Origin of the sequence: Aliiglaciecola sp. 2_MG-2023 (assembly GCF_030548145.1) — a bacterium.
Classification (GTDB): domain Bacteria; phylum Pseudomonadota; class Gammaproteobacteria; order Enterobacterales; family Alteromonadaceae; genus Aliiglaciecola; species Aliiglaciecola lipolytica_A.
Genome location: NZ_JAUORY010000040.1, coordinates 1 through 12,004, shown reverse-complemented (window position 1 = coordinate 12,004; position 12,004 = coordinate 1). Strand labels below are relative to the sequence as shown.

Annotated in this window: 8 protein-coding genes; 5 read left to right on the top strand and 3 right to left on the bottom strand. The window is 39.7% G+C overall.

The window, feature by feature from the left end:
* Nucleotides 1–302: 302 nt before the first annotated feature.
* Together Q4567_RS21575 and Q4567_RS21570 are read right to left on the bottom strand one after the other, a co-directional pair.
* Nucleotides 303–1,310 carry an adenosine deaminase gene (locus Q4567_RS21575; RefSeq protein WP_303502354.1) on the bottom strand — a complete coding sequence of 336 codons (1,008 nt, stop codon included), beginning with the start codon at nt 1,308–1,310 and terminating at the stop codon, nt 303–305.
* A gap of 520 nt (nt 1,311–1,830) precedes the next feature.
* The gene (locus Q4567_RS21570; RefSeq protein WP_303502351.1) at nt 1,831–4,824 is read right to left on the bottom strand and encodes a ligand-binding sensor domain-containing diguanylate cyclase; all 2,994 of its coding nucleotides are present in this window, start codon (nt 4,822–4,824) and stop codon (nt 1,831–1,833) included.
* A gap of 604 nt (nt 4,825–5,428) precedes the next feature.
* Between Q4567_RS21570 and Q4567_RS21565 the strand changes: the two genes are divergently transcribed.
* Nucleotides 5,429–6,148, top strand: coding sequence for a cytochrome b/b6 domain-containing protein (locus tag Q4567_RS21565; RefSeq protein WP_216047167.1), 720 nt, complete (start codon nt 5,429–5,431; stop codon nt 6,146–6,148).
* Nucleotides 6,149–6,400: 252 nt separating this feature from the next.
* Here the strand turns inward: Q4567_RS21565 and Q4567_RS21560 are convergent, their stop codons facing one another.
* Entirely contained in the window at nt 6,401–7,384 is a 984-nt protein-coding gene (locus Q4567_RS21560) for a DNA topoisomerase IB (RefSeq protein WP_216047166.1), read from the bottom strand.
* A 511-nt stretch (nt 7,385–7,895) separates the two neighbouring features.
* Between Q4567_RS21560 and Q4567_RS21555 the strand changes: the two genes are divergently transcribed.
* The 4 genes from Q4567_RS21555 (at nt 7,896) to Q4567_RS21540 (ending at nt 11,776) form a co-directional block, all read left to right on the top strand.
* On the top strand, nt 7,896–9,170 hold the full coding sequence (locus Q4567_RS21555) for a DEAD/DEAH box helicase (protein ID WP_303502348.1): 1,275 nt from the start codon (nt 7,896–7,898) through the stop codon (nt 9,168–9,170).
* Nucleotides 9,171–9,353: 183 nt separating this feature from the next.
* Nucleotides 9,354–9,968 (top strand): hypothetical protein, encoded by a 615-nt coding sequence (locus tag Q4567_RS21550; RefSeq protein WP_216047164.1) that lies wholly within the window; start codon nt 9,354–9,356, stop codon nt 9,966–9,968.
* A gap of 26 nt (nt 9,969–9,994) precedes the next feature.
* A complete protein-coding gene (locus tag Q4567_RS21545; RefSeq protein ID WP_303502345.1) occupies nt 9,995–11,116 on the top strand; it encodes a sensor histidine kinase in 1,122 nt (373 codons plus the stop codon).
* A gap of 48 nt (nt 11,117–11,164) precedes the next feature.
* On the top strand, nt 11,165–11,776 hold the full coding sequence (locus tag Q4567_RS21540) for a DNA-binding response regulator (RefSeq protein WP_303502340.1): 612 nt from the start codon (nt 11,165–11,167) through the stop codon (nt 11,774–11,776).
* Nucleotides 11,777–12,004: the final 228 nt, after the last annotated feature.

Sequence of the window (12,004 nt, the reverse complement as noted above, 5' to 3'; positions counted from 1 at the left end):
ATTCATGGGTGTCTTGTTAAAATCTAAAGCAGCACAAAATAATCAGGACACCCACGTTAAATCATAGGAAATTAAAACATCAATAACCGCGCATTCATGGGTGTCTTGTTAAAATCTAAAGCAGCACAAAATAATCAGGACACCCACGTTAAATCATAGGAAATTAAAAGAATAATCAGGACACCCACGTTAAATCATAGGAAATTAAAACACCTATAACCACGTATTCATGGGTGTCTTGTTAAAATCTAAAGCAGCACAATCTAATTAAAATATAGATAGCCTGTTTTCTTTACGAAGACTTAAGAGCTAGTTACCACATAATCTTTTATGCTCGATAGATACTGTTGTTTCTCGGTTTCTGGCAACCAAGCTATGCGAAATGAATTTTCCACAAGGGTTTGTAGGTCCTGCTTATCAAAATCTCCCTCTTTTTGTAGTTCGATAAAATTTTCATTTAAGTAAGCTCGGAAGTAAGCTGGGTCGTCAGAATTTATCGTTACCATTATTTGCTCGTCTAACATGGTTCTAATTTCTTTTGCGGTAAGTGATTGCACCACAAACCTATTAGACACAGGACAAACCGTTAATCCAATTTTGCTATCGCGCAATTTAGCAACCAGTGAAGCGTCTTCTAGAGAGTTAACACCATGGTCAATGCGGTCAACCTTGATATCATCTAAACATTGTCCAATATGCGTGAGCGTGTTTTTTTGATTCACATCACAATGCATGGTTAGCTTAAGTCCTAGCTCTCTTGCTTTTTTAAATACTTGTTTGAATTTTATGGGGGGATTGTCGCGTTCATTCGAATCAAGTCCCACGCCCACTAAATAGGATAAATAAGGCTCTGCCATTGACAGATGCTCCATGGCAGACTCGGCAGACAATTCACGCAAAAAACACATGATTAACTGACTTTTTATACCGAGTTTTTGTTCAGCGTCAACTTGCGCTTTATGTATGCCGTTGATCACAATTGAAAAGTCGATGCCACGGGATGTATGCGCCTGCGGGTCAAAAAATAATTCGGCGTATACAATATTCTGATTACTTGCCTTAGTTAAATATGCCATGGTTAAATCGTAAAAATCGGACTCTGCCACAAGCACATTCATACCCGCATAGTATATTTCTAGAAACGATGGGAGATCGGTGAAGTCATATGCTTCAACCAATGCTTCGGGGGTTTTATAGGGTAGTGGAATACCGTTTTTCTTCGCCAATGCGAAACTAAGCTCTGGCTCTAAAGTGCCTTCCAAATGAACATGTAGCTCGGCTTTTGGGATGTTATCGATAAATGCTTGCATAATTTTGCTCTCAGTAATTCAATTTCGAGCAATATGAGCAAGTTTTATTCCTTTTTCACATCTAAACTTTTGTCAGCCTAAAAGCAGTGTTTAATCGAGTTTTGGTGCTAGGGACTACATATCTATTCGCACCGACATGAAAATTTAAAAAAGTCTGCACTAAAAAGTGGCAATCATGCTCTTGGATTGGCGACCTTTGTTTTGAGAAGGGATTATCAAAATTATTAAAAAAATTATTAAGACACCCATGTTAACAAGAATAATCAGAAAATAATCAGGACACCCACCTTAGTTAGGACCGATAACCTCGTAACGCTATAAAATTTAATCATGGGTGTCTTGTTCAAGCGTTTTCTTGTTTAACCGTTTCAGTCTTTGCCCCCTCACGGTTGCTTACAAGGGGGGCTGTTTTTCAATACATAGCACTAGGTTAAGCAAAATTAACGGTAAGTCATGGTCGATTTGGTATTTTTGACCTTTTTAGGGGATTAACCGATTGAGTAAATTAGGACGCTACTCGTTATTCATTCTGGTAAACAACTACCTGGTTTCGTCCGGATTCTTTTCCTTTGTATAAGGCACTATCTGCTCGCTGCAACCACTTTTCTAATGAGATATTTGGTTCAAGGTTAGCAACCACGCCTATAGTTAAAGTGGCGCAAGTCTGTACGTTAAATTTCTTATGGATAGCTTGCTGCACGGCCAACCTTAACTTCTCAGCTAAAGTCACGGCTCCAGCTTGTTCTGTGTTTGGCAACAATAGCGCAAATTCCTCGCCTCCCCATCTAGCCAGTACATCTTGAGAACGGAGTATTTCAGATAAAGTATCAGCGATCAGTTTTAAACAGTCATCTCCAGCTTGGTGACCATAAGTATCATTAAACTTCTTAAAATAATCGACATCCAGTAATAAAATCGCCAATGGATTAGCTGACCTTTTTCTAAGTTCTCGTGCAAACGTAAAGGCTCTCAAAAAGCCTCGTCGATTCGTTAACCCAGTTAAATGATCCGTTTCAGCTAATCGACTCAAAGTTAGATTAGCTTCTTCTAGTTGTTGGGTTCTTTCTTGCACATCGCGCTCAAGTTTTGCGGCAACTTTTGCCAAATGCTGGGTTCTCCATTTGATGATGGTCCAAATAAGAAAAACAAAGATGATGAAAATTAAAAATATCAAAGCCTTGTTCATCCACCATGGTGCGGTGACCTTAAAGTGAAGTTCTAGCGGCTCTGCGGTAATTGTCCCTTGACTATTTTTACCTTCGATTTCCAATATGTTGTCACCAATTGGCAGGTTTCTCAGCACCAAATGATTATCTAAACTCCAATCGGTCCAATCTGGGTCTCGACCAGTTAAACGATAGCGGAACATGTTTTTGCTCGACTCTCTAAAGTCTGTCACACTAAATTGTAAACGAACCGGACCATGATCATGGGTTAACTCAAAGCTAGACTGTGAATAAATCGCGTCGTGTTTTTCTTTTTCGTAACCAATAGATATTTGGGTTAATCGCACATGAGAAGGCGATATGTCTGTAAACATGTTACTTGGGTTAAATTCAAAAGCGCCCTGTGAACTAGCCAGCGTAATTATACCTGTTTCTGAACGCTTGATTCCGTGTTCTGTAAAGGTCTCGATAGGCAAACCATGAGCAATACCCACTCGCTGAATATGCTCATTGTTAGGATTAATAGATATTAAACTTTGATTTGTAGCGACCCATATCATTCCGTTGTTGTCGTGGGTGATACCTAAAATGCGTTTTGATGGCAAACCATCTTGAAGGCTATATTGTACAGTAGCGCCTGTTTCGGGGGTGACTCGCCACAAGCCCTCGTTAGAACAAAGCCATAGCGTATTGTTCATATCAACATGGGCGCAATAGAGTTGCGAGGAGGAAACAGCGGTAGCTAATTTGGGACTCGAACCGAGCGGGATTATTCCTGAAAATCGTGTCGCAGCGTAAAGGTTACCGTTGGCTAACTGAAATATGGAATAGGCCATATTACTGCGTATATTCGAGATGCTTTGGTCAATCCAAGTTAGTCGATTTTCCTCAATAGAAAGTTGAGCAATGCCTACTCCCCAAATACCAAAATAGATTTTATTATCATTATCTTCGTATATCGCCGTCAATCGAACGTCTTTCAAGGCCAAGTCAGCAAAACCGAAATATTCTTCTAGCGCCATTGGTTTAGACACTTTGCTTCGGAACACCTTATTGTTAGCACCGACCCATAAATTGTTTGTGCTATCGACAAAAAGGACGCTAATTTCGTCTGTTTTATAGTTATTTGGGAAAGGTATAAATTGCCACGCGTTTTCAAGTGACGAATTATAACGCCGGTATACCCCGTCGTTGGTCGCTAGCCAAAGTTCATTTGAATGAGAGTAATGAATCGATTTCACCGCAAGCTTCCCATTTAAGGCCGTGGGGAAGTCTGTATTTTGTAACAGTTGAGTAAAACGACTTTCAGTCCGTATACCAATAAATAACCCCTTGTCTCTTGCCCCAGCCCATATGCTTCCGGTTTGGTCTAAAAATAAACTTCTAATATCAGTTCCTAACAGATCTGATGCTTTTCCATCTTTGATTAATAGTGAATAGGTGTCCGCTTGCAAACGATATATACCGTTGTTAGTGCCAACGAACACTGTTTTCTTCTCAGCGTCTGGTTGAATGTCATTGATTCTTACATTGGATGATTGCTGTTGATTTTGGGTTAAGCTAATAGGCTTGAATGCAGAAGAAGCTTGATCAAATATAAATAGTCCACTATCTGTGCCTACCCAAAGTTCATCTTGAACAAGCTGTAGGGTACGAATTTCATTCGAACGACTTTTTTCAGGGGTATCTCCAGTGAGTGTATATCCTTGCCACTTCGAGAGATCTTTTGAAAGCTTATATAAGCCATTTGACGTCGCCACCCAAAGGGCAGTATCTGACTCTTGCATCCACCATATCCTCACACTACTGAGTGGGTTTTCAGATGGCAAGCTGTGCACTAAATCAGGATTTGAAAGGCTGATAAAATTGAGTCCCGATAGGGTGCCGATCCATAACCTATTAAGACTGTCTTTGAAAAAGGTTTGTACATGGTCATTACTGATCGATGGTTTATCGGTCTCAACTCGATAATTCGTTTTTGTTTGACTGGCAGATTCCCATCTTATTATGCCCATTCCCCAAGTCGCGGCCCATATGACTCCTTGGTCAAGGTACAGTTTGGAAATGTTGGCATTTTCGTGTCCGTTTAGTAGTACTTTTGACCAAGCTTGATAACTATAACCATCGTAACGGACCAAACCGTCTGTATCTGTGGCCAGCCAGATTAAATCATCTTGATCTGATACAACATGGTATACAGAAGACTGATGCGCAACGACTGACTGCTCAACCGAATAAAACTGGTAAGATACATTTGCTTGGTCGGCAGCATAAACCCCGTTAAAACCTACCAAAAATAAAATCAGCACGGAGATACGACAAATAAGACTAAAAAAATTTAGTACCATGGCACTTATCGGTTTTTATTCATATACACAGATTAACCAACAAAGTGAGTTATTTCTAGTGATCATGGTGGTTTAGATATGTCGCCTTATAAAAGTTAAAACTAGTAACTACGAGATTTAGCTGCGCATTGGCATGACTTTCAACTACTTATTACGGTGACACATTTTGCTTTTATTCGAGATGATCAGTTTTAATTACCAACACAGTAATAAACAAAGAAATACCCTAGAGACCGAATAACAGGGCTTCATCAGCAGGGAACTGGTTTACCCGATTATCTATCTGCAGCTTCAAGCCAGCCTTAAACCGCTTAAACACATCTTGAGAATTATCCGAATTATCAAGACACCCATGTTAACGGGTGGGGAATTATCAAGACACCCATGTTAACGGGTGGGTAATTTAAATACGCGGAATAATATAATCATGGGAAATTATCAGGACACCCATGTTAACGAGCAGGTAATTTAAATATGCGGAATAAAATAATCATGGGTGTCTTGTTAAGTAAGAAGCTTAGGTTATGCGCCAGATCAATGAATTGAACATCTTAATCATTTATGCTGAAAAGACAGTAAATTTCCTGACTACATCGAGGTAAATATGAATACTCAATATCAACAAGTCTATGTTTGGAGTCAATATTTGCGACTGTTTCATTGGATAAATGTTCTCACAATCACGATGTTACTGGGTTTCGGCTTAATTATTTTTAATGCGAAAACTTTAGGAGTAAGCGTTGATGGCAAAATTCTACTTAAAACCGTTCATGTCTTAACTGGTTACGTGTTTGCAGCTAACTTGTTGTTAAGAGTTGTTATGGGGTTTTTCGGTAAAGGATATGAACGCTGGCATAAGACTCTACCATTTGCTAAAGGATTTACTAAAGAGTTAGCCGACTTTAAACAACAACCCCATAAAAAATACAAAGGGCACAACCCGCTAGGGAAGCTTATGGTAGGGGCGCTATTGTTATCAATGTGTATTCAAATGATTAGTGGTTTAGTTATCGCAGGTACTGATATTTATTATCCTCCATTGGGGCAATATTTTGCTAAAAGTATTGCAGTTGATAGCAGTAAACTTGATAGCATTAAACCCTATTCTAAAGAAAATGTTGATGAACAAGCTTACCAAAAAATGCGCGAACTTCGAAAGCCATTTATCACTGCACATGTCTACGCTTTTTATGCGTTATTGTGCTTAATTCCATTACATATTATCGGCGTTGTTATTAGTGAGCGTAGAGAAAAAACTGCTTTGGTGTCTTCAATGATAAGTGGTTATAAATACCTTCCGACGAAAGACAATTTAGACGAATAGTTGGCTCATTAATCCACGGACATTAGAAAATTATAAGAATTATAAGGACACCCATGTTAACAAAGAGGAATTATCAAGACACCCATGTTAACGAGTAAGTAATTTAAATGCTCAGAATAATATAATCATGGGTGTCTTGTTAAAAGCGACGTATAAATATTGGCGTTTAATGCTTTGTTGGATAAAGGTGAGTGACGGTAATTGTGACTTTAAAAGTAATAAATAGTACTAAAAAGTTTATATGTTTGAATATTAAGTCGCGACTAAATATTCGAGTAGATTCAACGTTGCTTTTTCGTCTGGACTGAAATATTTGGCTCGCGAGCGTTTAAGTTGCTTGCGGAAATAAGCAAGAGTCCGTCCACTTTCGTAATGTAATATGACGTTGGGATGAATGTAATTTGAGCGGCATACTGCGGGTGTGTTACCTAATTCGCTTGCGACCTTTTTAACAGCGGTTAATACATTACTCTTATTTAGTTTCTGGTCACTTGCCGGGCCAAGTTCCTCAAGGGCGATTGCCATAAGTACGGTTCCGGCCCAAGTTCGAAAGTCTTTTGCGCTGAAGTCTTCACCCATAACTTCGACAATATATTGATTTAAATCTTGCGCGTTGATTTTTTTGCGTTCGCCATCAGGCAAGGTAATGTCAAACAACTCATAGCCAGCCATTTTTTCGAGATGGGTTAAAACCTTGCTTACGTGTTTATCGTCGACTTCCCGGTGTTGAGGTTGCTGACTTTTGCCAATGTAATCAAATTGAACCTGACCATCGTCAAAACTCATGTGTTTGACTCGCAAGGTGGTTAAACCGTATGTTTGGTTGTCACGGGTATAAGTGGGGTTGCCAGGCCTGAAAAAGGCTTCATCGAGCATACGCGTCATACAAGCTAGAACGGCGTTTTCATCGATGGGACGGCGTGTTATATGTTGTCCGGTGACTCTTCGCATCGTAGATAATTCTTTGGCGAATCGTAAAATTCGTTCAAATTTTTGTTCGCTAGCTTGCTCTGTCCACTTGGGGTTATAAATGTATTGTTTGCGGTTTTGTGCATCTCGACCAAAGGCTAATATTTTGGCACTGCGATCAAGATCAATCTGCACCTCTTGCCATGCTGGTGGTATTGCTAAGCTTCGCACCCAACGCTTAATTCCCTTATTTTTAACCGTTTTCCCTGTGGGATACTGATATGTAAACGATTCGCCGAAAGGCTTTCGAACAATATAGCGATCCATTTAAATCTCCATATTAAGAGTAAATCGGGTCTTAAATTTCAAAACTAATACGGTTCAACATCTTAAATCGATCAATCTAGATAGGTATTACTTTTTGTATTCTAGGTTTACCTTATTGGGAAATTTTGAGCACCGAATGTATCGTTTTGACCTATTGGGTAGGAAATTATTCATTAAATTATCAAGACACCCATGTTAATTCAGGCGAATAATTAAGTTAGATGAAAAGATATAATCATGGGTGTCTTCTTAAATGTTGTAGGAAATCATTCAATATATTATCAGGACACCCACGTTAATTAGCTAATTATTAAAGTACGCAAAAAGCAATAGATTTGAGAACTTTTAAATAGTCTTCTGTCGGTTTGCTTTTTGTAATCTCAAATATCCTGATTTCAGTACTTATATTTACGGTTTTGTTATACCTTTGGTTTGCGCTATCAATAAATCAAATACAGATCTCAATTCCACTGTTTAGAAAATATTAATCTTTCCAAGGAATACTTACTCTATGTCTTTTCGTTTGTTAGGCCTGTGTGACGCGTTGTTGAATACTCTTGCCGAAAAAAGTTACACAACACCTTCACCCATACAGATTGAAGCTATTCCGGCAGTGCTTGAAGGACGTGATGTCATGGCTATGGCCCAGACTGGCACGGGTAAAACGGCGGCTTTTGCACTGCCAGTTGCACAGCTATTAGCTGGTGGCACTAATCCACTTGCAAAAAACGCACGTGGGTTGATCATTGTGCCAACACGAGAACTCGCCTCTCAGGTTGCAAAGAGTGTAGAAAATTACTGTTGTAATATGGCAATCTGTTGTGGAGCGGTCTTCGGTGGTGTCAGGATAGAACCCCAGATATCAATGCTGAAAGATGGTTTGGATATCTTAGTCGCTACACCTGGTCGTCTCATTGATTTGTATCATCAACAAGCAATTAACTTTGAACAACTTGAAATATTGGTCTTAGATGAGGCTGACCGTATGTTGGAATTGGGTTTTATCGACGACATTCGCAGCATCCAAAACTTGTTACCCAACCAACGTCAAACTTTAATGTTTTCAGCGACATTTTCTAAATCAATAAAAGCCCTAGCTAAAAGTATGTTGAATAACCCTCTTGTGATTGAAGTGACGACGGCTAATAGCACTGTCGATTCAGTTAAGCAATTGATACATCCCGTCGACAAAGCCCGGAAAAGTGAAGCGCTGATATACCTGATCAAGAAAAATAAATGGCATCAACTGTTGGTATTTTGTCGCACTAAGCGCGGAGCCGATGATTTAGTATCCCAGCTAAAAAATGCCGGTATTAGCGCGGATTCAATCCATGCGAACCGAACCCAGCATGCACGCACGCTAGCATTAGATGGATTTAGTAACGGTAATATTCAAGTTTTGGTTGCTACTGATATTGCCTCTCGAGGTATTGATGTAAACCAACTACCTTGCGTGATTAATTTTGACCTGCCGTATGTTGCCGAAGATTACGTGCATCGCATCGGTCGCACTGGGCGTGCTGATAACACTGGCTTAGCTTTATCATTGTTCAGTGAGGATGAATCAAAACAGTTGCAAACAATTGAACGGGTGATTGGTTGCAAGTTGCCGCGTGAAATCATCTCTGGTTTTACACCCAATAAGAAGGCATCAGTAAAAACCTCTGATGAAGAGCTTTACGGTAATTTTGAGCCTGATCCTAAGCTCAAATCTAAGCGAAAAGGTGAATTTCTAGCGCGGGGAAAACTGCTTGCCAAGTCATCTAGTAGTAAGCGCAATCGTTAATACTTACACAAAGAACCTATCAAATACCCATTATGCTAAGAATTAGTCTTTAATACCTCAGAGCCGGCCTTTAAGTTTATTTTGTGACAAATGTCACATCTTATTGGTGACATTTGTGCCTTATTCTTTGTTCACACTTTGGCAATAATAAACTCGTCTTTTAAACAACTAGCGAGTTAAAAAATGAAAACATTAACCTTAGATCAGCAACGCGAACAGTTTCGTCAACGTCGTTTTTTAGCGATGCCTTTAGCTGGAATGATAGTATGGAGCATTATTGGCTTTATCGGCTTTTTTGTTGAATCAATGGAAATAAAAGTATGGTCAGTATGGTTAGGTTGTGGTGCTATTTTCTATTTGGGGATTTTCTTTGCCAAGCTCACCGGTGAAGACTTCTTTAACCGCAAAGGCCCTAAAAATGAATTTGATAACCTGTTTATGGCAGGAGTAGTAATGGCGTTGTTAGTGTTTGCCATCGTCATGCCTTTCGCAACTAAAGAAAATGAATCGATTCCTATGTCAGTTGGTATTCTTGCCGGATTAATGTGGATGCCGTTATCATGGGCAATTCAGCATTGGGTTGGATATTTCCATGCTATTACTCGAACTATTGCGATCGTGACCTGCTACTTTGTTGCCCCTGAGCATGTATTTGTATCTGTACCGGCTGTAATTGTAGTGATATATATTGTCAGTATTTATATCCAAGAAAAGCGCTTTGCCAACATCAAAGGTGCAACTGGCAGTCAAAGTAAGGCACTAAAGGATGCGGCTTTTACAGCAAGCCTTGCTAAGTGATGATGTAATAATCACAAGGAAATAAAATGGCTAACACTATACCAAACAGCAATATAAGCTTGCCCGCCCTTGGGCGTGGTGAGCGCAAGAAATGGTCTTTCATTTCACTCGTTTTTTCATTCTTTTATTTCGTTCCCCTGTTTATCGGTTCCAATACTCTTAGTACTAATCATTTGATTGCTTCTATCGGTATTTATGTATCCTTTATCGTGTTTTATATTTGGGCTGTTTTTGCTAGTGGAACGGCTGTGATATTGCCAATCATTTGCCTTGTGTTAGCTTGTATAGGTGGCACGTTGCTCAATTTTGCAGGGTTATTTTTATTTGGTTTTGCGACTTTTTTGATAGGCTATCATGGCCGTGGTTGGGTACGTGCAATTAGTCTTTTAATTGTTTTGAGTGCTATGGTTGCTTCGGTAATGCACTATCAAACCGTTGATTTACGTTATCTAATCCCCTCAGTTTTTGCGTGTTTGGCATTATTCGCATTTGGATTACTGGAAAGAAAAGAAGCCTTCATTGAAATACACAAACAGCATGCTGCAAATGAACTAGCGCAGGTTAGTGCCATTGCCGAGCGAGAGCGCATAGGTCGAGATTTACACGATTTAGTTGGGCATACTCTTTCAACTATTGCACTAAAGGCTGAGCTAGCAGAAAAACTCCTCCAACACGACCGCACCGACGAAGCAAAAACGCAACTTGCTGAGCTTAGTGCCGTTTCCCGCGAAGTCTTGTCTGATGTAAGGAGAGCAGTTTCAGGCATGAAAAAACTCTCATTGCAAAGCGAATTACAGACTCTGACTAAATTGCTCGAAAATGCCAATATCGAAGTAGCATTAACGACAAATAAGTTGAGTGAAGTGGACCTGCCGGTAAATATTGAGTTGCAAATGGCGTTTGTTGCCAAAGAAGCAGTGACTAATATTCTGCGTCATAGTGATGCGAGTAAAGCCTATATTAAGGCGTATATTGACGGTGACACAATGAATATGCGCATTGGGGATAACGGCAGTAAGCCCAATATGCCCTATAAAGCTGGAAATGGTTTAACCGGTATGCAAGAACGCTTAGAGATGATTGATGGCACTTTGCTTATTAAGCATGACAAGGGGATGCACCTTGAAATAAGCGTCGCATTGTCTTAAGGCTAGCCGCTGGTGTTAAAAAATGAATTAATTGAAAAGGGAAATTTAATGACTACAAATTTAGTTATTGCTGAAGATCAAACCTTAGTGCTCGATGCACTGACCGCATTAATTGGTTTTGAATCAGATATAAAGGTAGTGGCGTCTTGTGGTGATGGGACAAAAGCGCTTAGTTTTATTAATAGTTCAGATGTAATCCCCGATATTGTATTGACCGATATTGAAATGCCACATATGACGGGCATCGAACTTGCCGAAACCTTGCAGAAGCAACATCCAAGCATAAAAATTGTGATCATGACGACTTTCGCCAAAGCCGGCTATATGCGTCGAGCAATTGAGGCTGGGGTACGGGGGATCGTGCTCAAAGAAGCTCCCAGTAACTATTTAATTACCAGTTTACGCAAAGTGATAAGCGGCGAGCGAGTAATTGATACCGAGCTAGCCATGATGGCGATAGGGGATAAGGATCCACTTAACAGCAAAGAGCGTAAAGCACTAAAACTTGCGGCTGAAGGCTTGTCTACCGCTGAAATTTCAGAGAAATTATTTATTGCGCAAGGCACAGTGCGTAACTACCTTTCAGAAGCCATATCTAAGATGAATGCGACCAACCGAGTTGATGCGGCGCGAATTGCCAATCAGAAAGGGTGGTTATAGCGAGTTTGCCAGTAGATTGATTCTTTTATGATGTTTTCCGAAAAAGCTAAACCTGAGATATCTTTGTTATAAATTCATAGATATCTTTTTGAGTTTTGCATACATGGCTAAACATGGGTGTCTTGTTTATTCGGTGTCTTGTTTATTCCTACATCAATAGCGCCGAATACGAAACTTTGCGGTGGGTGTCCTGTTTATTCACGTGCTAGTTATGGGTGTCTTATTTAT

Coding starts and splice junctions, on each gene's coding strand:
- Q4567_RS21575 (WP_303502354.1), bottom strand. CDS start 1,310: ATGCAAGCATTTATCGATAACATCCCAAAAGCCGAGCTACATGTTCAT.
- Q4567_RS21570 (WP_303502351.1), bottom strand. CDS start 4,824: ATGGTACTAAATTTTTTTAGTCTTATTTGTCGTATCTCCGTGCTGATT.
- Q4567_RS21565 (WP_216047167.1), top strand. CDS start 5,429: ATGAATACTCAATATCAACAAGTCTATGTTTGGAGTCAATATTTGCGA.
- Q4567_RS21560 (WP_216047166.1), bottom strand. CDS start 7,384: ATGGATCGCTATATTGTTCGAAAGCCTTTCGGCGAATCGTTTACATAT.
- Q4567_RS21555 (WP_303502348.1), top strand. CDS start 7,896: ATGTCTTTTCGTTTGTTAGGCCTGTGTGACGCGTTGTTGAATACTCTT.
- Q4567_RS21550 (WP_216047164.1), top strand. CDS start 9,354: ATGAAAACATTAACCTTAGATCAGCAACGCGAACAGTTTCGTCAACGT.
- Q4567_RS21545 (WP_303502345.1), top strand. CDS start 9,995: ATGGCTAACACTATACCAAACAGCAATATAAGCTTGCCCGCCCTTGGG.
- Q4567_RS21540 (WP_303502340.1), top strand. CDS start 11,165: ATGACTACAAATTTAGTTATTGCTGAAGATCAAACCTTAGTGCTCGAT.